General features: G+C 40.9%; 22 protein-coding genes. 14 read left to right on the forward strand and 8 right to left on the reverse strand.

Features of this window, described 5'->3' with window-relative positions:
* Positions 1–49: 49 nt before the first annotated feature.
* Positions 50–1,828, reverse strand: a complete 1,779-nt coding sequence (locus L3V77_RS18420) for a PTS ascorbate-specific subunit IIBC (RefSeq protein ID WP_195706245.1) — start codon at positions 1,826–1,828, stop codon at positions 50–52.
* 391 nt (positions 1,829–2,219) lie between these two features.
* On the opposite strand from L3V77_RS18420, the gene ulaR reads away from it, so the two are divergent.
* The 7 genes from ulaR to L3V77_RS18455 all read left to right on the forward strand — a co-directional run bounded on the left by ulaR (position 2,220) and on the right by L3V77_RS18455 (position 9,184).
* Complete coding sequence (ulaR, locus tag L3V77_RS18425) at positions 2,220–2,975, forward strand: HTH-type transcriptional regulator UlaR (protein WP_195706244.1); 756 nt, start codon at positions 2,220–2,222, stop codon at positions 2,973–2,975.
* Positions 2,976–3,015: 40 nt separating this feature from the next.
* Entirely contained in the window at positions 3,016–4,083 is a 1,068-nt protein-coding gene (gene ulaG / locus L3V77_RS18430; protein ID WP_275137713.1) for an L-ascorbate 6-phosphate lactonase, read from the forward strand.
* Between the two features lie 424 nt (positions 4,084–4,507).
* Complete coding sequence (locus tag L3V77_RS18435; RefSeq protein WP_275137714.1) at positions 4,508–5,455, forward strand: LysR family transcriptional regulator; 948 nt, start codon at positions 4,508–4,510, stop codon at positions 5,453–5,455.
* A 297-nt stretch (positions 5,456–5,752) separates the two neighbouring features.
* Positions 5,753–6,232, forward strand: a complete 480-nt coding sequence (locus L3V77_RS18440; RefSeq protein WP_275137715.1) for a hypothetical protein — start codon at positions 5,753–5,755, stop codon at positions 6,230–6,232.
* Positions 6,233–6,242: 10 nt separating this feature from the next.
* Positions 6,243–7,169 (forward strand): tripartite tricarboxylate transporter substrate binding protein, encoded by a 927-nt coding sequence (locus L3V77_RS18445; RefSeq protein ID WP_275137716.1) that lies wholly within the window; start codon positions 6,243–6,245, stop codon positions 7,167–7,169.
* 65 nt (positions 7,170–7,234) lie between these two features.
* On the forward strand, positions 7,235–7,690 hold the full coding sequence (locus L3V77_RS18450; protein WP_275137717.1) for a tripartite tricarboxylate transporter TctB family protein: 456 nt from the start codon (positions 7,235–7,237) through the stop codon (positions 7,688–7,690).
* 9 nt (positions 7,691–7,699) lie between these two features.
* Positions 7,700–9,184 carry a tripartite tricarboxylate transporter permease gene (locus tag L3V77_RS18455; protein ID WP_275137718.1) on the forward strand — a complete coding sequence of 495 codons (1,485 nt, stop codon included), beginning with the start codon at positions 7,700–7,702 and terminating at the stop codon, positions 9,182–9,184.
* Between the two features lie 350 nt (positions 9,185–9,534).
* Here the strand turns inward: L3V77_RS18455 and L3V77_RS18460 are convergent, their stop codons facing one another.
* Entirely contained in the window at positions 9,535–11,685 is a 2,151-nt protein-coding gene (locus L3V77_RS18460; RefSeq protein ID WP_275137719.1) for a heparinase II/III family protein, read from the reverse strand.
* A complete protein-coding gene (locus L3V77_RS18465) occupies positions 11,685–13,823 on the reverse strand; it encodes a heparinase II/III family protein (protein ID WP_275137720.1) in 2,139 nt (712 codons plus the stop codon). Before L3V77_RS18465 ends, L3V77_RS18460 begins: the two co-directional genes overlap by 1 nt.
* A 358-nt stretch (positions 13,824–14,181) precedes the next feature.
* Between L3V77_RS18465 and L3V77_RS18470 the strand changes: the two genes are divergently transcribed.
* From L3V77_RS18470 to L3V77_RS18485, 4 genes are all read left to right on the forward strand, one after another.
* Positions 14,182–14,523, forward strand: a complete 342-nt coding sequence (locus L3V77_RS18470; protein WP_275137721.1) for a cupin domain-containing protein — start codon at positions 14,182–14,184, stop codon at positions 14,521–14,523.
* An 8-nt stretch (positions 14,524–14,531) separates the two neighbouring features.
* Positions 14,532–15,470 carry a sugar kinase gene (locus L3V77_RS18475; protein ID WP_275137722.1) on the forward strand — a complete coding sequence of 313 codons (939 nt, stop codon included), beginning with the start codon at positions 14,532–14,534 and terminating at the stop codon, positions 15,468–15,470.
* 12 nt (positions 15,471–15,482) lie between these two features.
* On the forward strand, positions 15,483–16,106 hold the full coding sequence (locus L3V77_RS18480; protein ID WP_275137723.1) for a bifunctional 4-hydroxy-2-oxoglutarate aldolase/2-dehydro-3-deoxy-phosphogluconate aldolase: 624 nt from the start codon (positions 15,483–15,485) through the stop codon (positions 16,104–16,106).
* A 181-nt stretch (positions 16,107–16,287) separates the two neighbouring features.
* The gene (locus tag L3V77_RS18485) at positions 16,288–17,604 is read left to right on the forward strand and encodes a ferric reductase-like transmembrane domain-containing protein (RefSeq protein WP_275137724.1); all 1,317 of its coding nucleotides are present in this window, start codon (positions 16,288–16,290) and stop codon (positions 17,602–17,604) included.
* 91 nt (positions 17,605–17,695) lie between these two features.
* Here L3V77_RS18485 and L3V77_RS18490 read toward each other — a convergent pair whose 3' ends face one another.
* Both L3V77_RS18490 and L3V77_RS18495 read right to left on the reverse strand, forming a co-directional pair.
* Positions 17,696–18,046, reverse strand: coding sequence for a hypothetical protein (locus L3V77_RS18490; protein ID WP_275137725.1), 351 nt, complete (start codon positions 18,044–18,046; stop codon positions 17,696–17,698).
* A gap of 99 nt (positions 18,047–18,145) precedes the next feature.
* Positions 18,146–19,456, reverse strand: a complete 1,311-nt coding sequence (locus L3V77_RS18495) for a peptidoglycan DD-metalloendopeptidase family protein (RefSeq protein ID WP_275137726.1) — start codon at positions 19,454–19,456, stop codon at positions 18,146–18,148.
* A 298-nt stretch (positions 19,457–19,754) separates the two neighbouring features.
* On the opposite strand from L3V77_RS18495, the gene L3V77_RS18500 reads away from it, so the two are divergent.
* The 3 genes from L3V77_RS18500 to L3V77_RS18510 all read left to right on the forward strand — a co-directional run bounded on the left by L3V77_RS18500 (position 19,755) and on the right by L3V77_RS18510 (position 22,424).
* Positions 19,755–20,153, forward strand: a complete 399-nt coding sequence (locus L3V77_RS18500; RefSeq protein ID WP_275137727.1) for a GFA family protein — start codon at positions 19,755–19,757, stop codon at positions 20,151–20,153.
* Positions 20,154–20,411: 258 nt separating this feature from the next.
* A complete protein-coding gene (locus L3V77_RS18505; protein WP_275137728.1) occupies positions 20,412–21,782 on the forward strand; it encodes a YjiH family protein in 1,371 nt (456 codons plus the stop codon).
* Between the two features lie 150 nt (positions 21,783–21,932).
* Positions 21,933–22,424 (forward strand): type II secretion system protein, encoded by a 492-nt coding sequence (locus L3V77_RS18510; protein WP_275137729.1) that lies wholly within the window; start codon positions 21,933–21,935, stop codon positions 22,422–22,424.
* A gap of 82 nt (positions 22,425–22,506) precedes the next feature.
* Here the strand turns inward: L3V77_RS18510 and L3V77_RS18515 are convergent, their stop codons facing one another.
* From L3V77_RS18515 to L3V77_RS18525, 3 genes are all read right to left on the reverse strand, one after another.
* Positions 22,507–23,505, reverse strand: a complete 999-nt coding sequence (locus tag L3V77_RS18515; protein WP_275137730.1) for a serine protease — start codon at positions 23,503–23,505, stop codon at positions 22,507–22,509.
* A gap of 293 nt (positions 23,506–23,798) precedes the next feature.
* Positions 23,799–24,926, reverse strand: coding sequence for a glycine cleavage system aminomethyltransferase GcvT (gcvT, locus tag L3V77_RS18520; RefSeq protein WP_275138256.1), 1,128 nt, complete (start codon positions 24,924–24,926; stop codon positions 23,799–23,801).
* Positions 24,927–25,074: 148 nt separating this feature from the next.
* Positions 25,075–25,698, reverse strand: coding sequence for an XRE family transcriptional regulator (locus L3V77_RS18525; protein ID WP_275137731.1), 624 nt, complete (start codon positions 25,696–25,698; stop codon positions 25,075–25,077).
* Positions 25,699–25,902: the final 204 nt, after the last annotated feature.

Below are 25,902 nucleotides of genomic sequence, written 5' to 3' on the forward strand. Positions count from 1 at the left end.
CAACCTTTGTTTCTTATTATTTATTGATACTTATACATTTTAATACGGCTTAGTTGGTTCTTTGAGCCGCAAACGTTTTGTCGATTAGCTCTACCAATTCATCACCGAATGTATTCGGGTTAAGCATATTCTGGACACCTAGAATATATTTGCCTTCACCCACTTCCATTTCGCTTGAAAGGTGCTTAGAAGAAACGATGATATCGGTTGAAGATAATTTCGACTTATAGTCTGATACCGCACAAGAATCCATTACATGCGGGATACCTTTCTTCTCTAGATATTTACCGATTTTCATTTTCATCATCATTGATGAGCCTTGACCGTTACCGCAAACCGCTAGGATGCTGATAGGTCGAACGCCATCTGATTGTGCGACAGCTTGTTGTACTGCTGCTATCACTTCTGGTGCTTCTTGTTGTAAATCGTTACCGCCATCTTGCGCTTGTGCATCTTCTTCCGCACGTAATTGCTTAGATGCGAAGTAGAAGTATACGAATGCTAATGCAACCAATACCCAAATGAATGATTTAGATGCAGAGATACCAGCAAAGATAGGTGGGAAGACTAATGCCCAATCGGCCATGCCCATCCAACCGCTAAACTCAACACCATGACCACTGATTAATTGAATTGCCCAAGCTGAACCAACCACTTCGATAATACCCATCACGAAACAGATCTTCATCACTGCTTTCCAACCACCGAAGTGGTTTGCAAACACACCAATCGTTGCGTTAGAGAAGAACATTGGGATAAAACCAGGAATAATCATGATTGGCGAGTCAAACGCCAACATAGCAAGTACGGCTGTGAACTGACCAATAGCACCCCACATGAAACCAAATACCATTGCGTTTGGAGAAAATGCATAGATAGCCGCACAGTCAATAGCAAGTACCGCATTTGGAATAACGCGCTCAGAGATACCTTTAAATGCTTCAGACAATTCCGCGACGAACATACGTACGCCAGCAACAATAACTTGAATAGCAACAGCAAACTTAAGACCGGTTTCTAGAATATAGATAGACCAATGCGTTTTGCCAGCCATTGATTGAAGGTTATCAAGACCGAAAGAAAGAAGAATGATGCCAAAGAAAACTGTCATTACGATAGCGGTAGCGGCAATACTATCGTGGAAAATATGTAGCCATTTTGGTAACTCAATATGGTCTACGCTATCATTTTTATCGCCTAGTTTCGGAGCAATTTTAACCGCAATCCAAGAGGCAACTTGTTGTTGGTGACCAATAGAGAAGCCAGCACCGCCGGTTACTGCTTCAGTGGGCTTAAACATGATGTTGGCTGAAATGCCCCAATATAGAGCCATCAATATTGCTGAGTATATGATGGTTTCCCACATTGTATAATCAAGAATATAGTAGAAAACAGCGACAAGGCCCGCTTGCTGGAACATGATATGTCCAGTAAGCATGATAGTACGTACGCCTGTGAAGCGGCGGAACAGTACCATCACAATATTAAGACCAAGCGCTAAAAGAACGGCGTAACCAACCCAAGAGTAGTCGTCACCCATGTTCTCCATTGTCGCCATCATTGTGGTGTATGGGTCGATAACAGAACCAGTCAAACCATGGAATTCAGAAAGTTTTTCTATAACAGGTTTGAATCCCTTAACTAGCGTTCCCGCACCCACTTGTACCAGCATAAAGCCGACAATTGTTTTTATAGTACCTTTAATGACTGTCGTCGTATCACGTTTCAACAGACAGTAACCGATGCATGTTACCAAACCAAGTAGTAACGGTGCTTTCGTCATTACTTGACTGTAAAAAATATAGAATACGTCGTATAAAAACTCCATATTTTTACCCCTTTTCATTTTTTAATAGTTTTGTATAGGACAGAGCTAATTGATCTATTATCTGATAAATTAACTCACGATTGTTTTGCTCACGTCACTAAACATAACAATCATAAATAATCATTCAATGCTCATTCGTGATTATTTTGATTTAAATCAATAGTGCTCACCATTGACCATAAAAAATGTTGTTTTGATCCACAAAAATGACTAAAAACAATCACGCTCTATATAAAACAATAACTTACATATTTTTTATGACGAGATTCAAACTTTATAACTAGTATGATTTGACATGACAACCCGTGACCATTAGACTCATTACGAGTCAAAAGTAATCACGTAGTAATCATTTTGTGATTTGCACTGATAAAATAGTTGGTACCATAATATGAACGAAGTACAACGACACAATGGCATTCTTTCTTTACTTGATGACAAACACGCCATCAAAGTAAGCACTATTATTGATACTTTTAATGTTTCTCCAGCAACAGCAAGAAGAGATCTCTCTAAACTTGATGATTTGGGGAAATTAAGAAAAGTTCGTAACGGGGCTGAACGTATAGAGAAGCTTAAGAAAGTTTGGTCACCATTAGGTCCTGACAATACTGAGCATTATGGTGAAAAGACGAGAATCGCTGCTGCTGCTGCCGGTTTATGTGATAGAGGTGATAGCGTCGTTATCAACTGTGGCTCAACTGCATTTATGTTGGGACAAGAGTTATGCGGTGAAGACATCAAAATCATTACCAACTACTTTCCATTAGCAAGTTACTTGATTGAACAAGACCACGACTGCGTCATCATTACGGGTGGTCAATACAATAAATCTAAAAATATCTTCTTAAATCCAACACCTGAATTAACAGGAACGTACGCTGGGAACTGGATGTTTACCAGTGGTAAAGGCTTTACCGAACAAGGCCTTTATAAAACAGATATGCTCACAGCGGTCGCTGAACAGCAGATGTTGGAACAAGTCGGTAAATTGGTTGTGGTGGTAGACAGTTCTAAGATTGGACAACGCTCGGGCATGTTATTTTGCACCACTTCCAAGATAGATATCCTAATCACAGGCAAAGATGCTGATCAAACTGTTATCGCAGCACTGCGAGAGAAAGGCATCGAAGTCATTCTAGTTTAATGAATCAATACGGTTATTAACAAATCAATAGGGTTATACGATGAGCAAAGTAAACGAAATCACTCGCGAATCTTGGATTTTAGACACATTTCCAGAATGGGGCACTTGGTTAAACGAAGAAATTGAAAACACAGAAGTGCAACCAAACACGTTTTCTATGTGGTGGTTGGGCTGTACAGGTGTGTGGCTTAAAACGGAAGGTAACACAAATATTTCGATGGATTTTTGGTGTGGTGTTGGCAAAAAAACACAAAAAAATAAGTTCATGAAAAATCAACACCAGATGATGCGCATGGGGGGAGTTCGTGAGCTACAACCTAACCTTCGTACTGCTATTTTCCCACTCGACCCATTTGCAATTAAAGAGATTGATGCGGTATTAGCTTCGCACGACCATGGCGATCATATTGACGTCAACGTTGCGGCTGCGGTACTACAAAATTGTGGTGATCACGTTAAGTTTATTGGACCAAAAGCGTGTGTTGACCTTTGGCAAAGCTGGGGAGTGCCAGAAGATCGTTGTTTAGTTGCTAAAGTTGGTGATGAAATTCAAATCGGTGACGCGTTAATCAAGGTACTTGATTCGTTTGACCGAACAGCTTTGGTCACGTTACCTGAAGGTACATCATCTTTCGATAAAGACATTCTTGATGGAATGGATGACCGTGCAGTTAACTACTTAATTGAGACCACTGGTGGTTCTATGTACCACTCTGGTGATTCACATTATTCAAACTACTATGCTAAGCACGGTAACGATCACAAGATCGACGTTGCACTGCTTTCATATGGTGAGAACCCACGTGGTGTTACTGACAAGATGACTTCTTCCGATATTCTTCGTGCTGGTGAGTCGCTAGATTGTGAGGTTGTTATTCCTTTCCATCATGATATTTGGGCTAACTTCCAAAATGATCCAAAAGAAATAGAAGTCTTATGGAACATGAAAAAAGATAGACTTCAATACGGCTTTGCTCCGTTCTTCTGGCAAGTAGGTGGCAAGTATACTTACCCTACAGACAAAGGCCGCATGCACTATCAACATTTCCGCGGATTCCGTGACATCTATACCGACGAACCAGAGCTACCGTTCAAAGCATTCTTGTAAGATACACGTATAGCCAATCTGATAATAAAGCCCTCGTTTCCGAGGGCTTTTTGGATCTAACTTTCCATTCCCACATGGTTGTCGACATTAAACCGAAAATAAAATTCAACCAATTGTAGCTAGGAACGTATTCAAGAGACAAGTCGTGGCTTATGCTACAGAAGTCGTCAGCAACTCGCTTGTGACATAATATCGTTTAGAACATGCTCAAGAAATTGATCATAGTTTAGGTTAACCTTAGCCAAAGCCTTCCGCGTGTGAGACAAAATAAAAATGATAAATGACGCTATTTGGCCGGTGAATTGCGTTGAAAAGTGGAATAGTGGTGTTATTTAACCTAACGATGAAACACTCGATACCTATCAGTCGTTCTCTTAACAACAAAACTTAATTGCCATCAAATTTGATAAAAAAGGAACCGTTAATGTCTATTACCAATCAGCTTTCATTATTTGTTGATGTTGTTCAGCAAGGTTCTTTTGCAAAAGCGGCCGCACTGCATGACATGGATAACTCTTCGCTTTCCAAGCAGATAAAAAAGCTAGAGATGACGTTGGGTGTTCAACTCCTCAATAGGTCAACGCGCTCGTTCTCTCTGACATCTGCGGGTGAAGAGATTCTCAAACAGACTCATGTCCTAGTTGACACTTTAAATAATATCCACAACATCGCCGATTCTTATCGTTCTGAGCCAAAAGGTATCATTCGGGTCGCTAGCTCTATCTCTTTTGGACAAGAATATTTACAGCCAGCAATCACCAAATTCATGCTCAAGTACCCCGAAGTGAAAGTGACGCTTGAACTAGAAGATAAAAAAACGGATATTATCTCAAATCAGTTTGACCTAGCATTTAGAGTTGGAAAACTAGCCAACTCTAACCTTATTGCAAAAAAAATTGCCAGCACCAATTTCGCATTGATCGCATCTACTTCTTTTTTAAAAAAATATGGTCATCCGAAAACCCCCGAAGACTTAATCGCCTTACCTGCCGTTGTTTATAGTAACGGGGAGACAACACTAGACTTGATTCAAATGAGCGATTCGCCGCACGGCAACCAATTAAAGAATTATAAAATGAAGGGCAATTATAAGGTTAGTGACGTCCGAGTTTTGATGAGCGCCGTTAAAGATGGACTAGGCTATTCTATGATTGATCTATTTAACTTAGACCGTCCACTGTCCGAATCCGACCTAGTGCCACTACTTACTGACCATACAATATCTACAATGGACACGGGTATCTACGCGGTTTACCCCCATCGAAAACAGACGATGCTTGTAACTGAGTTCATTCAATCGGTTCAAGATCACATTGGCACTCCTCCCTTCTGGGAAGCCTACATTTCTAACTATAAAAATCTCTATAAATAAAGCTCACTTTCTGGTTTAAGGGGCACGCAGCCCCATTAAGTCATGCCCTCCTGAATACCAATAATATTTCTTAATACAATATGTAGAGTGCTGTTATCAAAAATTGTCAATAAGCAATTTTGATAAGGTGTGCGCGAAATGTATTTAAACGTCGATAGATCCGTTAATAACATGACTTCCATCAAGGTTCTGAAGAACGTATGTGATCAGGTTATCACTCAGAGATATTCCTCTTTGATGGGCATATAATAATACAATATACTTTTTTCATCATTTGAAGACACATGGATTTGAGGTATGAAAAGTCATATAGAAATCGCAAAAGATGCTATTTCAGTTGTTACCCCATCTATCGAAAAACTTTTCGAGCGAACCAATCGTCAAGAGCTTCACATCGTCATTATGGATCCAAGACTAAAACCGTGGGATACCACGTTTAAAGAAGCCATTCTTCATCAGGCATCATTGGGCCAGCCTGAGTCATGGACTATTCCATTTGATAAGCTTGCTCGTAAAAAAGCAAAACAAGCATGGTGTAACAATAACGCTAACATCCAGACTCAACTAATACACCCCTCTTCACTCCAAGAAGACGACATCCTCTATTTCGGTTCTTTTGTATATGGAGATATCGTTGTTGGTTGTAGCGGAGTGCAACAATGGTATGACATGCTCATCAGCGGCTGGATAGCTGTTGCGTTCGAACAACTCGCAATGCATGAGTATCAAACATCAAAAATAGACAACCCTACCCAAACCTACAGAAACTACGAATAAAGGTATAAATATGAGCAAGTTATTAAAATCCTTGATGATCGCCGCGGGTATTCTAGCATCAGCATCTACATTCGCTGCTGATTATCCAAGTAAAAACATCCGACTTATCGTTCCTTTTGGTGCTGGTGGCGGTACAGATGCAGTGGGTCGTACTATCGCAAACAGTGCGAAAAATATTTTAGGTCAAAACTTTGCTGTAATGAACCGTACAGGTGGAGCTGGTGCAGTTGGAATGAGCTTTGGCGCTCAACAAAAACCGGATGGTTACACACTGACCGTCGTCACCCGTGAAATAGCATCTCTTCCTCAAATGGGATTAATGCGCCACTCTGCAGAAGACTTTAAACTGATTCGTTTAGTTAACTTAGATCCAGCGGTAGTTCTTGTTCCTATTGATAGCCCTTACAATACAATCAATGATTTAATAGCAGAGGCGAAAAAGGCCCCTGGGAAAGTTAAATTTGCCTCTACAGCAAAACCTAACTTCTATTTGATGGCACTAGAAAAACATGAAGGTATCAAGCTTAATGCGATCCCTTACAATGGTTCTTCTGAGGCGATTCCAGCCGTACTCGGCGGCCACACTGACGTAACAATGGTGACACCTGGTGAAGCTATTTCTCAACTTCGTTCAGGACAGTTGAAAGCGTTGGGTGTAATGTCTAATGACAGGATTTCTTACATTCCTGACGTGCCGACGCTTAAGGAACAAGGCGTTGATGTAACAACAGGAACATGGCGTGGTATCGGTGCACCTAAAGATACGCCAGATGAAGTTATCGAAATTCTTGGTAAAGCGTTTGACGAAGCAATGGCATCAGCTGAATTCAAGGACTTTATGGAAAAAGGCGCAATGACTATCCATAATATGAATGCGGAAGAATTTACTCAATTTGTTAAAGATGACACAAAAGCGCTTGGTTCACTGATTAAATAACTTTCTATTTTGGGGCTAACCATTAGCCCCTTTTCTTTTGCGATATTATTTTAAGGATGGATTCTATGCTAGATAGAAACGTCATTTTCCCGTCCATAGTTATTCTTTTAAGTGCAATCGCATTTTTCTTTATTGGCCAGTTTGACGAACCCATGTATCAGGAAGCAAGCGTAGACGCTAAATTCTTCCCACGAGTGATCGTTATCGGTCAAATAATTCTTTGTCTCGCTTTGATATTCCAGCACAAAGCGAAATCTAGGTTAAACGAACCCCAAGATACAACCTCGATTTTTTCAAAACTCTCTATTTTCGGACTTGGGTATTTAATTGGATACGCGGTAATTATGAGCTTCGTTGGTTATTTAATTGCCAGTCTACTTGCTTTTATTAGCTACCTTATTTATTTCAAAGTAAAAAAACCACTCTACTATTTTGTCGCTGTTGGTTTTGTACTTGGTATTTATTATCTTTTCGGCACTGTGTTTCTCATTGTTTTACCCGAAGGGTCTTTGTTCTACTAGGAGTTTCTCATGATTGAGCATTTATTAAATGGGCTGCTCACTGCGTTCAGTCCTGGTGTTCTACCCGTTCTCATTTTTGGTGTATTGGGTGGCGTAATTTTAGGCGCTTTGCCTGGTTTAACTGCAACAATGGGTGTGGCTATTTTATTACCGTTTACCTTTGGTATGGAACCAACAGCTGCTCTTGTCATGCTTATTGGTGTGTATATCGGTGGTATCTATGGTGGTTCTATTGCTGCAATACTGTTAAAAACACCAGGAACTCCGGCTTCCGCCGCTACAGTATTAGATGGTCATACATTAGCCGTGAGGGGTGAAGCCGCCAGAGCACTTAGTATCTCAGCGGTTGCTTCATTTGTTGGTGGGCTGCTAAGTACTATTGTGCTTATTGCTATCGCTCCAATGCTCGCTAAATTTGCTCTAAAATTTAACGCTCCTGAATATTTTGCACTCGCACTTTTTGGCTTAACCATCATTGCTAGTGTATCGGGTCAAAACATTCTTAAAGGGTTACTGGCGGGGTCTATTGGTCTACTTATTTCAACCGTTGGCCTTGACCCTATCAGTAGCGTTCCTCGTTTTACTTTTGATGTTATGGATCTCTATAGTGGCATTAACGTGATTCCAGTGTTGATTGGCTTATTTGCTATTTCTGAAGCACTCAATCAATTAGAAAAATTACTCAGTGAATCACAAGTTAAACCACCTAAATTTAGTCACAAATTACTTAGCAAACAAGATCTAAAAGATATGATGCCGACAGCAATCAAAAGTGGCCTTATTGGAACAACCATTGGTTCCGTTCCCGGGGCTGGTGCCGATATTTCGGCATTTGTTTGTTATAACGAAGCAAAACGGTCGTCTAAAAACCCTGCAGAATTCGGTAAAGGCTCGGTGCGCGGTTTAACCGCTGCAGAAGCAGGAAACAACGGAGTCACAGGGGGATCTTTAGTTCCGCTACTTACATTAGGGGTTCCCGGAGATGCGGTCGCTGCTGTATTGTTAGGCGCTCTCATCGTTCAAGGTCTAACACCTGGACCACTGTTATTTAGCCAAAACCCAGAGATTGTATATGGCATCTTTAGTTCAATGCTCGTCGCTAACATTGTGATGCTTTTAGTCGGTCTACTTGGTATTAGATTCTTCTGCCGTATTATAGAAGTGCCTAAAATGTTAATGATCCCTATCATTATTTTCTTGTCTATTATTGGTGCTTACGCAATAAATAATTCAATGTTTGATATAGGTATCGCTATTAGTTTTGGCTTGCTAGGTTTTGTATTAGGAAAATTAGACATACCATCTTCACCTATTTTGCTGGCTATTATCCTTGGCCCAATGGCAGAAACCAACCTCAGAAAGGCACTACTCATGTATGAAGGTAGTTGGTCATTCTTATACGAAAGACCCATTGCGCTTGCTTTCATACTGCTCGCTATATTCTCTGTTTATTCAACAATGCGATTAAAGAAGAAACAAGCAGCAGTCACTTAATTGCCAGACATGAAAATAAAAACAACCTATGCGATACATTCGGATAGGTTGTTTTTATTAATAAGAAAATATCAAACCATCCTTGTATTGCTCGCCACATTAATAGTCATTCCATACTTTGACAAATGTACTCTCTCCTCTTTGCAAAGACGAGAATAGTTAAGCTATCTCGTTGTATTATCGACAAATAGCTGTCGGTTAGTAAATGTGTCCACATTCATATTGCTCTCAAACTGGCTGAGCTTTACTTAGATTTCTTATCAAGAATCTCTCATTTGATATGAGATCAAAATTTTGGGCGAAAAAAAGCCGAGCAATGATGTGCTCGGCTTGGAATGTTTAAAGACAGGCTATACTAGTGCGAATGGACCTTGCCATTCGAAAACCTCACCACCAAACGAAATACTCTGTTTCGTTGCGTGATGTTCTTCGGCTAGGTTAGATATTGCATAGCGATAACTTTTTCCAGTGATGGTTTTAATATTCACTACTGTAGCCTTATCGTTATGTCCTAGCACTTCAACCGATACCACCAAACCTCGAGCTCCGAGCGAGGCTTCGATTGACTCATTAAAATAACCATGTGTTTCGAGTACAGAGGCAAACACATGGTTTTGACCACTCTGACGTTGAATCAGAGCGGGTTCGCTACGTAAGTTAAAATCATGATCTTTTGCGCCAGTACGAGCAAAAATGAGTTCCGCATTATCGCAACCAGAAGTAACCAATGAATAGTAGCTGTCACCTTGTAACCATGTGATTAGCGAACCTGCATCAACACGGCCTTTGCCCACATTCCACAAGTGTTCGTAACCATTATCTTTACCCAAAGGACGTAACTTAGACGCAACCTCGTATTCAAAATCGGTACGAATTATTTGACCATTGTAGTGGACTGGTAAGTCATATTGATGCTCTCTGTCTGCTACTATTCTATAAACATCAATGACCAATGGTTTTTCAAACTCAGGTAATTCGACCAACAAAATACTGCGTTGCATATCAATGCCGTCGTAATACTCCGATATCGTTCCGCTCATCCCTTGAAGAGACTCGTCTTCAGTCACAAAGAAATGCTTTTGACCAAAACGTGATTCAGCCGTAGCCGTATCAAAATTGTTCTGTGTTTTTTGATCGACTGTAACCGTATTGTGCGCGACGGTTTGCTTACAATATGATTTGTTTTCTGGGATATAACGCCCACCAAATTTTGGTTCTACATTTACCCAGCGGCCAAAACCATAGTCATTCAGTACCTCTTGACCACGATTAAACACGCTTAAATGCAAGCCGTCGTAATGCCCATGATCGAGTGCTGAGTGATATTGATGATCACTCCCGTGTTGACCAAACCATAATAACGCCATGGTATCGTCATCTCTCTTATCGCGGTGGCGAAGAATGGTCACTCCACCTTTATCACCTTCTGGTCCATCAGTAAGAAACAAGCTTCCCCAACTGAATGGTTCGATATCTGTTGCTTCTGCTACTGAATTAGACAGGTTTTGACCACATGCATGAACCCAAACATCTTGTTGATGGTTGGCCATACTTTGTAGCGTATCGCTTTGTTCATAGCGTTGAAAACAGACGCTTGTTGCGATAATAACGCCTTCATCATTGATACTAATTGTTTTAGATGAATCATTTAACGCTGGCAATGTGCCGTCTGGAAACGCTGTCGCCATCACTGAATAAGTCGTTGTTTTAATAACTGAATCATTATAATGGTAGATATCCAAGTCTGGTTGACGACGTTCAATCGCTTCCGCAAACAAGAATATTGGACGTAAGGAAAAACGGTGATAATACGGCCCTTCCATGTAGTAACCATCTGGTGAGAATAACTGGTCTAATTGCGCGAGAAAACCACCACTCTCTCTGTCCATTTTTAAGCCATATAGCGCTTTGTCTACCGCCGATTGATCGTTTATCGCATAACCACAAATACCGACCGCGGCCACTGCCCATAAGCCATGATTATGGACGATGTCAAAATCATGTGCATAGGTGACAACAAACATATCAATCATCTGTTTAAAGAGATCATCTTCTAACTGACGTTTCGTTTCTTCCGCTAACGTGTGAAATACACAGCTATATGCACAAGATGCATATAGCATCCACATATTTTCATTCAGAGTTTGGTGGAACAAACGACCCGGTGGATTACTATCTCGACTTACATTGCTTTTTAATGTTGGATATACCGTCGCGTAAGCCGTGAGCATTTCAACAATGTAGTCACGGTATTTGTCATCCTGAGTGATGAGGAAAAGACGACCGGCTAAATCCATATGAATATAGTTTTGCTTATGGCGATTATGTTCGTAACCACCTGCTTCACCGTGCCCTGGCACCTCTATTCCTACTTCATTAACATAAGACTCAACGAGTGCAATATCGCGATCAAGTGCTTTACCTAATAACGTGTCCTTGCCTAGATCTTTACTTAATTCAGCCGCCTCTTCGAAGCTTAACAGTAAGGGTTGATAGCTCATTATAGTGTCTCCTGTTTAACAGCAAAGTAACCTGACCAACTGTAAGTTTTGTCTTTTATAGTGATAGTATGCGTCGCGTTTTCGTCGAAACCTTTTTCATTGCAGAGCATAAAGGTGAGTCGAGTTTTATCCGTCATAATTTCGATAACAGAACTTTCACCGTTAAAACCAACCACATTGACACCTCGAATCTTGCCTCTAGCATTTACAGATTGCTCGAACTCTTCATTGAAGTAACCATGCGTCTCTAATACAGAAGCAAATAATGTTGATTCACCGTTTGAACGTAAAATGAAACTTGTTTCACTTCTAAGATTGAAGCTAGGGTCGTTTGCGCCACTACGGGTGAATATCACCTCATCGTGTTCATTAGAACTTGTACCGAGCCATGTGTAATAGGTGTTACCCTGCAACCAACTCACTAATGCTGTCCCATCGGTCTTTCCGCGGGCGACATCCCACAAGTGGTCATAACCGTACTTATCACCCAAGGTGTCAAGTTCTTCCGCGCTTGTGTATTCAAAGTTAGTACGAACAATTTGACCGTTATATTGTTGTGCAAGGTCATATTGGTGTTGACCTTCCGAATTGATTCGATAAAGGTCGATAAGCAGTGGCGCTTCTAATTCGTCAGTTTGCAGCATAAAGACACTGCGTTGCATCTGAGTATTGTCATAGTGGTCATTAGCAAACGCACTCATTCCCTTAAGAAAGGTATTCTCTACACTGAAGAAATGCGGTTTTCCATGAATACCGTCGGCACGCTCTACATCAAAATAATTTTGGCAGGTCTCATCTATTGTCACCACATTATGTGCAATCGTTTGTCGAGAGTACGACTTGTTCTCGTCTAAATAACGGCCACCAAATTTTGGTTCAACGTTAACCCAACGACCAAAGCCATATTCGCGCAATACTTCCTGTCCACGGTTAAAATAGGTAATACCAAGCGTATCAAAGTGGCCATGACCCATTCCGTGTTGGCCATAGTTCATACACAACTGGAACACATCTTTGGTTTTGTCTTGCATACGGACAAAGCCTTGTGCTCCTTTGTCTCCATCAGGGCCTTCATTCAATTCTACACTTGGCCAAAACGGCATACCAATACTCTCAGCTTTTTCTAAAGCACGAGACAGCTCTAAACCACAAGAATGCATCCAGACTCTATTCTGAATTTTGGCCATGCCGACGAGATTATCATCCAAACCGTAATGTTTTGCATATTGACTAACCGCAACTTGAACGCCCATGTCCGTAATACCCATCGTACGAGAGGCATCATTAAGCGCTGGGAAGTCCCCATTTGGATAAGCGGTTGAAAGTAGAGCTTGTACCGTATTACCAATAACACCATCTTTATAATTGAAGATATCCAATTCTGGCATATGACGATGCAATACTTCTGCAAACACACACGTTGGACGTATCGCATAGCGGTGATAATACGGGCCTTCCATATAGTAACCAGATGGGGCAAACAATTGAGAAATTTGAGCTAAAAAGCCGCCAGTTCCATCGTTATCGATACCAAATACTGACTTTTGCAGATACTCGGTTTTACCAATCGCTAGTCCACATATACCAACAGCGGCAACGGCCCAAATACCATGGTTATGTATACGATCGAAGTCATGTGCATATTTTATCGTGAACATTTCTAACATCGGGTCAAAGAGTCGGTCAATGATATGTTGACGTTGCTCTTCATTCATCGTTGAAGCAACACACGAAAAGGCGATACTGGTATAAAACAACCAAACGTGTTCATTCAAAATTTGATGAAACAAGCGTCCTGTTGGATTGGTGTTTTTCTGAACGTGATAATTGAAAGTGAGATATTTGTCTGCATACAACGCCAGTAATTCAGTCACAAAGTCGGCGTATTTTTTCTCTTCTGTAATGAGGAAAAGACGTCCTGCAAGGTTCATATAGGTGTAGTTTTGCTTATGGCGGTTATGTTCGTAACCACCAGCTTCACCATGACCGGGAACATCTGAGTCGAGCTGCATAAACGCCTCTAGTTCACCTATATTAGCTGCGATGGTTTTCCCCATTAAGCTATCACGTCCTACCTCTTTTCGTAATTCAACTATTTCTACTTCATTCAGTAATATTGGTTGGGTAATGGCGTTCATTATTATCCTCTATCGTTTCTGGCTCGAGCTCAACATCAGGACAAACATCGTATAAGCACTAAAACCTAAAATTCCCATCAAAATATAAGTATAAAGTAATACAATTGAATCAAAAAGTCTCGTTATTCTTATGAAATGACGATATAAATCACACTAATATTATCCATTTATGTCATGAATATGGCACTTTCAGCACCTAGTTAATATTATAAACTATTGATAATGCAGTATATAACTAATTATATCTGGTTAATATCACAAATATGGCAGCTATTTGTATGACAATATGTCTTTTGAGTAGTATGATGTTGCTATAGAATATAGAACATTGTTTAGGCATTTCTTAGGAGAGTTAAGTATGAACCGTTTTTTTAAAATTTCCGAAAATGAATGGGAAGAACTAGGTGGAGGCATCAAGCGTAAAATAGTCGGATACACTGACGACCTCATGGCTGTCCACCTAAACTTTGACAAGGGCGCAATAGGTGCTCCTCACTCCCACGACATTCACGATCAAATTGGTTATGTCGTTGCAGGCAGTTTTGAAGCAGAAGTAGACGGGGAAAAATGCATTTTAACTGCTGGTGATGCGTATATCGCTCCTAAAAATTCTATTCATGGCGCCGTCGCACTTGAAGATAACAGTATCCTATTTGACCTATTTTCACCCTTACGTGAAGATTTTCTTACTAATAAATAAGGCATTCTATGGCATCTTTAAACATTGCCGTTTTGGGTGAATGTATGGTCGAGCTGCAACAGCAACCCAAAAACCTTCTTAAACGGGCTTTTGGTGGAGACACACTCAATACCGCCTTATATCTAACACGTTTAACTAGAGAACATTCTATCAATGTGAGCTACGTTACCGCCCTTGGTAACGACCCTTTTAGTCAGGACATGATTGACCAATGGAATAGCGAAGGTATCGACACAAGCTTGATTCTACGTTTGGAAGATAAACAACCGGGTCTTTACTATATAGAAACCGATGACACTGGTGAAAGATACTTCCATTATTGGAGAAACGATGCCGCAGCTAAATACATCTTTGATCAAATAGAATCAAAAACTCTACTCGACAAGCTATATAGCTATGACGCTATCTACTTAAGTGGAATTACGCTGGCTATCTTAACCGATAGTGGACGAGAAGTGATGTTTACATTCTTAGACCGTTTCAGAGAGAGTGGTGGGAAAGTTATTTTTGACAACAACTATCGACCAAAGCTCTGGAAAGACAAGGTTACAGCGATAGAAAACTATATGTCAATGCTGCATAAAACAGACATCGCTCTACTCACTTTTGATGACGACCAAGATCTTTATGGTGATCAAGATTTAGATGATTGTATCTCTAGAACGACAAAAGCAGGTGTAAAAGAAATAGTTATAAAGCGAGGCAATAAGGCGTGTCTGGTCATCACTGATGGTACAGCAGAATACGTAGCGGCAACGACGGTGTCTAACGTTGTTGATACTACCGCCGCGGGAGACTCCTTTAGTGGCGGCTATTTGGCAAAACGATTTATCGGCGGCACAGCCGTTAAGTCCGCAGAAATCGCACATAAAGTGGCAGGAACTGTCATTCAATATCCTGGCGCTATTATCCCAGCAGAGGCCATGCCCTCTATAGAACTCGATTAATTAGGTGAACAAATGACAACGTTAAACGAACAATTAGCTGCTTTAAAAGTAATACCCGTCATTGCAATAAACAAAGCTGCAGACGCTATTCCATTAGGCCGCGTTCTGGTTGAAAACGGTATGCCATGCGCAGAAATCACATTTAGAACGGAATGCGCAGCAGAGGCTATTGCACTAATGCGCAAAGAATTTCCCAAGATGTTGATTGGTGCGGGGACAATTCTGACCAACGCGCAGGTAGATGAAGCGATAGAAGCGGGTGTCGACTTTATCGTTAGCCCAGGGTTCAACCCTCGTACTGTTCAATATTGCTTAGATAAGAAAGTGACCATAATTCCAGGAGTAAACAGCCCTAGTTTGGTTGAGCAAGCCATGGATATGGGATTGCGCACTCTAAAATTTTTCCCTGCAGAAGCTTCTGGTGGCACAGGGATGCTAAAAGCACTAACCGCGGTCTATCCAGTCAAGTTTATGCCAACTGGTGGTGTTAGCGTTGACAATATAGGTGAGTATTTGTCTATTCCATCCGTACTTGCTTGCGGTGGTACGTGGATGGTCCCTACCAAATTGGTTGATGAGGGCAAATGGGAAGAACTCGGTAAGTTGATAGCCGATGCAGTCATAACCGTCAATTAAGCCACAAATCTAATCCCTATTTCATCGTCCTATTTAAGCGCCTATCTCGGCGCTTTTTTCATTCTGTAAATAATTGTAAAGTAAGATAAAGTCGCGTAAAGAAACTGTCATTTAATCGGCTAGGCCCTATGATGTGCTTATACATACATTCGTACCGTTTACTCACTTTGGTCAACACACTATGCTTAAATTCACAGCTCTACTTACCCTTCTTTGGCTACCAGCCTTGCTTGTCGGCTACAACAAATTTGGTGACTTTTTCTTCTGGCGATCACAATTAACTATGTATACCGGGATACTGAGTCTAGGTTATATGAGTCTGGCCGTATTGCTTGCTGCACGTTTTAGTTGGGTTGAATCTAAGGTAAAAGGTTTAGATAAAGGCTATGCGCTGCATAAAACATTAGGCATAGGCGCCACAATTGCGTTGATTCTACATTGGGTTACCGTAAAAAGTGCTCACTGGCTTATTGATGCTCAACTAATAGCAATGCCAAACCGCGGCCCACGACCAGCATTAGAAGGCATTGACTGGCGCGGAATTGCAGAACAAGTCGGTGATGTTTCGTTTAAAGTCTTCCTAATATTTAGCCTGATTTCCCTAGTACAAGCCGTAAGCTATAAAAAATTCAAATTTACTCACAAACTGGGTGGCATACTGGTTTTTGCTGGAGTATTCCACTCTATGATGTTGCTCAACTGGGATATCGCTTCTATCCCAATGAACGGTGCTATTACGGCTTTATCGATTATCGGTGTGTGGTGCTCCTTTATGTCACTTACTGGTAAAATCGGAAAGATCAATAAGACAAAAGGCCGTGTATCTGAAGTCACCCAATTTTCGATTACAAACGACAGCCACTCTGTGGTTCGTTTTTCGGTACAACTCAACAACGAAATAAACTATAACGAAGGCCAGTTCGCCTATCTAGATTTCCATGATGGTGAAGATCCCCATCCGTTCTCCATATTAGATTATGACAAAGACAACCGACTCGTTTCATTTGGTATCAAAGACCTTGGGGATTACACTCATCAACTCGTCAACAAATTAGAAACAGGCCAAGCCGTGACAATTGAAGGCTGCTATGGCCGCTTCCAGATGTCAGGTCATGATCATCAAGTTTGGGTCGGTGCTGGTATTGGTATTGTGCCGTTTATTTCTCGCTTATATTGGCTAAAACGCACATCGAACAAGACTCAACCTTCATTTAAGAAAATTGAACTCTTCTATTGTGTGAATAGCAAAAAAGAAGCCTTTTTTGAAAGTGAGATAGTCAAGGTATTAAGTCATCTAAGTTTTATTGAGTTGCACCTGCTCGATGCGGAAAAAGGTGAATTGCTAAATGGCGATCAGATTGCATCGAAAATGGCTGGCAAAAAATACGATGTGAGCTTTTGTGGTCCGAAAGTGTTTGGTCAAAACCTACAACAACACTTAGCGTTGACGGGATTACCAGAGGAAAGATTTCATAAAGAGATTTTTAAGATGAGATAGCGTTCTCAATGTCAGCAACTCTATATTGCTGAGTATTCTCTGCTTTTTGCGCGCTTATTATAGCGCGCTTTTTTATTAACCGAAATTCAAATCAGCTACGTTTAGGCTGCTTGTAAGTCTTACCCGCAGCTTGAAACGTCTCTTTGTGCTTAACATCAAACATAGCAAAAAAGAACCAAGCAACAAAATTAACAACATGATCGCCTTCATTCATCACATGCTCTACAAATTCCTGTTCATCACCGGTATCATTCTCTTGCAATGTCACGTGATAGATACGTTTCTCACCATCGACGTCGGCCAAAGAAAACTGTCCTGATAATGATTCGGCAGCCTCTGCTATCTCTTCATCTTCACTACTTTTCAGGTGTTCTAATACCTGAGGTAGATTCTCTAGCTCACAAAGTACATTAACTAGGTTCTCAAATTCATTTTGAAGCATGTTCTAATCTCTATTTATAGAATTGCGTTGATTGTATGTGACAATGAAAAAAGAACCAACCTTAGGCCAGTTCTTTTTAAGATCATTTAGATTATCGACTTACTTGATGGTACTGACTAAAAACTGCTGACCTAGCAACTCATTGTATTCAGCTATCCTAACCTTAAATTCCGCCATCTCTTTTTTAGGCACCGAACTCGCCATAGGTATCTTCGCCTTCATTGCATTAACCGCTTTATTTCGGATCATAAATTCATAATGCAAATGTGGGCCCGTTGAACGCCCAGTATTTCCAGATAGTGCAATCTTCTGTCCTCGAGAAATCGCCTGGCCTTTTTTCACCAATATTCTACTCAAGTGTAGATAACGAGTTTTGTAGCTACTGCCATGCTGAATGACGATGTACTTACCTGCATATGGGTGGTTTCGAGTCAGTATAACTTTACCATCCCCTGTAGAATAAACAGGTGTACCGATAGGGGTCGCGAAATCGGTGCCATTGTGAGGCGATGTTCGACCAGTTACTGGGTGTTTTCGATTGGGATTAAATGAAGAAGAAATTCTATACCTTTTACCCGTCGGATACCTTTGGAATGCTCTTTGTAAACTCTTACCGTCTTTATCATAATACTGACCATCTGTGTGTAAAAAAGCCGTAACAGTTCGTCCTCTATTATGTATTCGAATAGCCTGAACTTCTTTCTTCCCAGTCGTTTGATCGCCTACATACTGCCTATTTTGAACAATCTCGAACTGGTCACCCGCTCGCAAATCACGAGAAAAATTCAGCTTATCCTTCAATAGGGTATTGATCTGTTCGATCTCGTTATTCCCGACACCGACCTTATTTGCAGATTGAGAAAAACTACCATGTATCTCACCAACATAGGGTTCTAGTTTCCACTCTCCGGGTACAGAAATATCTTTGAATTGATAGCTCTCATCTTCATGCCTTGTATATAGCACTTTGTCAGCAATATTGAATTGTAGAATCATCTTACTAAGGTGATTCTGTCCTTCCGTTCCCCAAAAAAGCAGTTGATTTCCGGGCTTTAACGTATCCAACATCAGATAGTTGAGATCTGCCTCCATAACCTTAAGTAAATCGCTATAAGGAAAGCCTAACTGATCAAAAATGGAGCTGAGATTATCTCCTTTTTGAATGGTATAACTATAGTCGGGAGCCGAATCAAGCCCCTCTGGTACCACTTGTGTTTCGGCACTATCGTAGGTGGGCATTTCTTTGAGTTGAATCGGGACAAACTTTCTATCTTCGGTTCGAGAGTCAATACCTAAGCTTACCAGCGTGATAACCGCAACCAAAGGCAACAGGGTCGCGAACAATCTTTTTTTGAAAGGTACATCCTGAGAAAAAATATAACTTACAGGAGAAAATAGTTTTCTAAACACAATACATCCAATCGTTCTTTTATCATTGATATGCCACTGAAAGCGCTATAACGCTAGCTTAAAATGAGCATCCATTTCCAGTGGGGTTATACTACAATAGGTGCATGCTGAGCACCATTGAACTAAAGTCAATTTTATGACAATTGATATAATATAACAATTCCCTTGGAGTACGCTACTAACTTTACAATTGTCAACGCTTTGACACAGTATGCATAATTGAGACAAAACACTGTTTTAATTTGAGAATTGTTGTTAATCCGTTAGATTGGAAGTATCACTGTTGAAGGAAAAAGCTATGTCTATAATTCGCACTGCGTCGTGTTCCTGCAATCTCGTGACTATTCGTTGTATGGGTGAACCTATTAGAACGGCGATCTGCCACTGCTTTGAATGCCAAAAGCGGACAGGAAGTGTGTTTGGCGTACAGGCCCGCTATCTGACCGAAAATACCGTACTAGATGGCGAAATCGTGTCCTATTCCAGAATCGCCGATTCTGGAAATCAAGTTACTTATGACTTTTGTCCCCGTTGTGGAACTACGATGAGACTGAAACTGAACGCTGTACCTGATGCCACCATCGTTCCTTTAGGTTTATTCAAAGAACAAGATTTTACAAGCCCCAGTTTTTCTGTTTATGAGCAAAGAAAGCGTGGATGGATATTGTTTGACTGCGAAATGGACCACTTTGACTGAATGGTCCTTACGGACATAAAACTCAGATCAAACATACCTAATTGATATGTTGTGAGGTATCGGTTATGCAACATATTTATCCATACCAAAGGACAAATACAACCGTGTTTGCTGAATATAACCCATATACAAGTGAATACTATTGCAATTCGAGACAACAAACGCTAATCTTGCGCCATTCTGACTAAATACGGATATTTAGTGAATAACTATGCCAAGGACATCGGCGAACAACACCAAAATATTTAGAGACTTCAGATGCCAAACAATACCCAAGCTAACCAGCTTGAAAAAAGAAATAGCACCTTTTGGATTTTTTTAATTCCCTCTCTTTTAGGCCTATTTCTATTTATGGCTCCTATCAGTTATGAAGGTGACATTACTATCCCTGTGGCGATACTCGCTAAGGGCTTAATCGCCTTACTCGATGAATACTTGATTCCAATCGTCACCATTATTATTTCATTTATGGCCATTGCGTCACTACTTTACAGAGTCGTCAAACCCTCATTTATTAAGAACAATTTATTTTTTGACCGCCTATTTAACCCCTCTCTACTATGGCTTATCGTTCGAGTTATTGGTGGTTTAGCGGTCATCATGACCTATTACCATCTAGGTCCGAAAGCGGTATGGGAAGAGAATACCGGTGGCTTGGTATTAGAGGGCCTGCTACCAACGCTTTTTTCAGTATTCATTTTTGCAGGATTATTATTGCCGCTTTTATTGAACTTTGGACTGCTTGAGCTTGTGGGCACCTTACTCAGTAAGGTGATGCGACCGATATTCAACTTACCGGGTAGAAGTGCAATAGACTGTATTGCTTCTTGGTTAGGTGATGGCAGCGTTGGTATCTTGTTGACCAGTAAGCAATACGACAACAAATTTTATACTCAAAGAGAAGCCGCAGTTGTCGGCACCACCTTCTCCGCAGTCTCGATTACGTTTAGTCTCGTCGTATTGGCTCAGGTTAAGTTGGAAGCGTATTTTCTACCATTTTACGGCTCGATCTGTCTTGCTGGTATTGTTGCAGCGATTATCATTCCACGTTTACCACCGTTAAGCCGCAAGAAAGATATCTTTATCGACGGTTCGGCTCCAGACAAAGATATCGACCTCGTTCCAGACAATCACAACGCTTTTTCTTGGGGTTTAAAGCTTGCTTTAAACAAAGCATCTCAGGTCACTAGCGTTAAGAAAGTCGTCAACGATGGTCTAGAGAATGCGGTTGACATGGTTTTTGGTGTATTACCCGTTGTTATGGGGCTTGGTACCGTCGCGCTTATCGTCGCAGAATATACGTCAGTGTTTTCTATTTTGGGGACGCCGTTTGTTCCCTATTTAGAGTTGCTCGGAATACCAGAGGCGGCTGCAGCATCAGAAACTATGATGGTTGGTTTTGCAGATATGTTCTTACCTGCCATCATTATATCTTCTGTAGATAGTGAAATTACCCGGTTCGTTATTGCCGCTATGTCAGTTACTCAGCTTATTTACATGTCAGAAGTGGGCGCATTGCTTTTAGGTAGCCGTATTCCGGTTAACTTTATCGAACTTTTCATCATATTTATATTGAGAACACTCATCACTTTGCCAGTTATCGCAGGTGTCGCACATTTGGTATTTTAAGACGAATTAGTTTCCTAGAACCGTTTCGATTATTGAAACAATCTAATGACTAATAATGATGTTAACTAACCCCGCATTTGTGGGGTTAGTTATTGATTATAAAACCTATTCGCATTATATTAGCCGTAATTCCAATTATAAATAATTCACATGAAAAAGAATGGTTTTACTCTCATCGAATTGGTGATAGTCATTGTTGTCTTAGGTATTCTCGCGGTGACAGCCGCTCCTCGTTTCCTAAATCTACAGCAAGATTCTAGAATTAGCGCTTTAAACGGTGTTAAAGCTAGCATGCAGTCTGTAAACAATATCGTTTTTGCCAAATCTCAGCTCGGTTATGTAAAAAGTCGAGATAGTGCGTCATTAGCTCGTCATACCTATATTGATCTCAATAAGAACAACGTCCAAGATGACGACGAATGGGATCTCATTTGGAACTATATAGATAACACGGATATTGGCAAAGCTATTTTGCTGGATGGTGATTTAGTGACCGAAGAAGAAGGTGCTTACTATCTTTATGTCGGATTCGATACGGATAACACCGGAACACCGAAATCGGGAAACTGTTGGATAAAATACACCCAAGCCATTGATGAAGGTGGTTCCCCTGCATATGAATTAGAAACTACTGGCTGTTAATCTTCATATAAAAAACAAGACAACCAAAAAAGGAAGCCAATGCGCTTCCTTTTTTATTTATAAACTATTAATCAGAATCCGCCTAAGAGCACTTCTTCCTAAAAATAGCCATTCCCAACATAACCAATGAAGACCAAAGCGGAACGCTACCACCACCGCCGCCGCCAGAACCTAAAACATCGGATACTGCATCTGGTAAGTTCCCATTTAGCCGATAGTATTCTCTATCACTTTCACTCGCCGTATAAGTTGCTGCAACCAAGCCATTTTTGACATTAGTTATCCAACCTGAATAATCCGTTACTTCTGTAAACACCGATGTTGCGGTTATTGTGGCAAGCCCACAGCCAGCAAGAGGCCCATAACTTGTTATGCCTACCTGATTACCATTCCAATACAAAGGGCCACCAGAATCGCCTTGGCAAGTCGAATTACGTAAACCACTTCCAGCATCAATGTCACCTGACATACATAGCTGGGATTCAGATGCACCACCTACTTTGTATTCAGTACATGAACTGTTTGCGATATATTTCAATGTCGCCTCTTGCAATAAGGTAGTACTGTCTTCACCTGTCTTCGTATTACCATGGCCGACGGCAATAAACGTCTCGTTAACACCATCCGCTCTGTATAGATTTTGATCGCTAGCAAACTGCGTATATGAACTTATATTTACGGCTGATTCCAGTTCCAAAATAGCGATATCATTTAAGAAGACTTGATCAGGGTCGTAATCTTCATGAATGTAGAATTTGGAAACATAATATTTAGTTGCATTGGAAGCATCATCTTCATCATCTAAATTAGGTATTGCCACCGTAAAAAGGAGGTCTACTTCGGATATGTTGTCAGCATTTTGGTCGACACAATGCGCAGCCGTCAATACATGAGTAGCATCGATAAACGTTCCGCCACAATAGCCATAATTGCCGTACTCATTATAATAAAGACGAGCATAAGAAGGATAAGTAGAGGTGGAGGTATCTGTACCGTTGACAATATAGGAGTCAACTTCTAGTGCGCTGAGAGACACCGTGAACAGTGCGGTGGATATCCCTAGCGTCAGCTTTGTTAACATATTAGCTACCTTTTTAGCATGTATATAGTTAAATAGTAGTCTTTTTGGACCACTTAAGGAATATAATTAATAAGTTAGAACCATCAAATTTTACCTTTAAATAATCGATAAAAGTATCAATTTATTCAGCACAGAAGTCTCTATCTACAAGTGGTTGTGCTCGTCTAGCGAATTAAAACAACGTTAACGCTAATGTAGTCAAGAAGAGATGAGAATAGCGAACTTTCTGATAATGAAAGCTCGCTATGCATAATTGAGAAGCTAAGCGTAAGTGATAAAACAGAAAATATTTATTAACCTCGATAATACCTTTGCGGTACAAACGGCATTTTTTCCACTGTCATAGCCAATTTTTTACCTCGAACTTCAGCAAAAATTTCGGTTCCTATAACGGAAAACGCCTTCGCAACATACCCCATTGAAACAGGTTTCCCTGCATTGGGCCCTGCCGTTCCGCTCGTCACTAAGCCAATTTCATTATCCTGCGCATCAAACAGTTTGCAGCCTTCACGTACCGGTGCTTTGGTTTGCCCAACTAGCCCTACGCGCTTACGTTGAACGTCTTTGGTTTCGATTTGCGTAAGAATAATATCAGCCCCTGGGAAACCACCCGCTCTTTCGCCGTCACGGCGACGATTCTTACTAATACCCCAAAGCAAACTCGCTTCTACTGGTGTTGTTGTCGTATCCAAGTCGTGGCTATACAGACACAATCCGCACTCTAAGCGCAATGAATCACGTGCACCCAAACCGATCCATTCTACATCGCCAACCGCCGTGAGCTTACGAGCAAACTCATCAGCCTTATCAGCAGGAACCGAGATCTCATAGCCATCTTCACCAGTGTAACCAGAACGACTTACATAACATTCAGCGCCGTCGATATCGATAACCTGTGCGTCCATAAACACCATGTCAGCAACCGCAGGTTGGAAAGCGGACAATATCTCAACCGCTTTTGGGCCTTGAAGTGCAAGCAGGGCTCGGTCTTCTATTATTTCTAATTCGACACCGTCAAGTAGGTTTGCTTGCAGGTGCGCAATATCTTGTTCTTTGCATGCGGCGTTTACGACGACGAAAATATGATCACCAAAATTGGTCACCATTAAGTCATCGAGAATGCCGCCTTGTTCATTGGTAAAAAAGGCATAGCGCTGTTTGCCAGCAGGGAGACCAATAATGTCGACAGGAACAAGCGCTTCCAATGTTTTTGCTGCGTTACTGCCTTTTAGACGAAGTTGCCCCATGTGAGAAACATCGAAAAGCCCGGCTGCATCTCTAGTGTGTAGATGTTCCTTTTTTACACCAAGCGGATACTGGACTGGCATATCGTATCCGGCAAAGGGAACCATTTTAGCACCCGCTTCTATGTGCAGTGCGTGTAAAGGGGTTTTATGTAATTCGGTCATCACTTTCTCCATAAAGATTTGGACTATTGAAACAGCGCTGTTTCCAATAATAAACATTGTTTACTATGCAGAGCATTAATAACAGATTGTTTTAAATTGTTCACCTATTTATTAACAGAAATGGTACAAGAATGATGACAAACAACAGAGACGATTGTGGTTATTTTGCCGTCACCCAAAGGATCAAAGCGTCCTCATCGCTGACAGATGTCAACATATGTCCCATGTTAGCATCGTAATAAGCACTATCACCCTCTTTGAGGTTAATAGGCTCGTAATACTCAGTATAGAGCGTGACCTCTCCTTCTAAAATCAGCAGAAACTCTTCTCCATCATGCTTGACCCAGTCACCAAAATCTTCAATGCTACGGGTGCGAATACGGCTTTTAAACGGCATCATTTTCTTATGCATTAATTGGGTAGCTAAAAGTTCATGTTCATAAGTTGGCGTCGGATGAGGTTTGCCCTGCCCTTGCATAGTAAGGTCTCTACGCCCTGTCGCCATTGTGTTTTTTGGCGGTTCAAAAAGTTGAGGCATGTCTATTTTTAACCCAGAAGCGAGTTTTTGCATTGCTTGGAACGTCGGAGATATCTGTTCATTTTCTATCTTTGAAAGCGTAGAGCGGGCCAAGCCTGTTCTCTGACTTGCCTCTTCTAATGTTATCCCTAAATTCGATCGTATATCTTTAATTTTCTGTCCTAGCTTCAAAGGTTCAATACTTTCACTAACCCCGTCTTTTTCTAACTTAATCGAAGGATATTCGTCTAGGTTTTCAATAGGCATTCGTAATCCATCCATTATTGTTATGCTTTATCTTATTGTTACATGAAGCCTAATAATAAGGAAACAGCAACATTTTCACTTCAATTTATCAAACCATACGAAATTATGTTTCCTATTGGAAATTTTTGATTGATTATTGAAAAAACAATGGTTATGTTACCAACATGTCAATGGCGTCGACCCTCGAATGCAATCGGTTGCGGA

The sequence above is a fragment of the Vibrio sp. DW001 genome, assembly GCF_029016285.1.
Classification (GTDB): Bacteria; Pseudomonadota; Gammaproteobacteria; order Enterobacterales; family Vibrionaceae; genus Vibrio.